The following is a 549-nucleotide window of genomic DNA, read 5'->3' as shown; positions in this document are numbered from 1 at the left end:
AAAAAAACTGATACTCCCAATGTAAGAGATACAGTGAGAATGAACGCGTACCCACCCAAAGAAACGGCGCTAAGATACCGGACTTCGGTACGAGAAAGCCTTTATCGAATGAGGCCAGAAGAACCAGCATACCGCTGACGATTGCGATGCCGCCTGCGGCAAAATAGAACCCGACTCTCGGCATAATAGAAAGCAAAGCAACCAGCGATAAAAACAGGATCAATCTGTGCCTGTGTTTATTCTCCAGAAGCGTAGAAAGGCGACTGTACACGCCTGTTGTCGAAAAATAGGCAATCAACACTCCAAGTAAAATAGCATCCGTCCTTATAAACCAAAGAGCACCGCCCACCGTTTGGTGCCATGGCATGCGGTAGACAGGAAGCTGGATCAGCACCAGCACGACGACTATCAGGATTAAACGTTTTTTGGGCAGAAAGAAAAGAAGAGGGAGCAATAAATAAAACTGCTCCTCAAGGGAAAGGCTCCAGTACACGGGATTAGGACCACATGAAGAGGAGCCGATCACACAAAGGGAAACTCTGAAAAAGA

General features: G+C 47.0%; 1 protein-coding gene. It reads right to left on the bottom strand.

What is annotated here, in order from left to right; genetic code table 11:
* On the bottom strand, window positions 1–493 hold a 493-nt coding region (locus tag ALO64_RS20700; RefSeq protein WP_328586229.1), incomplete at its 3' end, for an acyltransferase family protein.
* Window positions 494–549: the final 56 nt, after the last annotated feature.

The organism is Pseudomonas meliae (assembly GCF_001400515.1).
In the GTDB taxonomy this organism is placed as follows: Bacteria; Pseudomonadota; Gammaproteobacteria; order Pseudomonadales; family Pseudomonadaceae; genus Aquipseudomonas; species Aquipseudomonas amygdali.
This window is presented reverse-complemented; position numbering and strand designations above follow the sequence as displayed.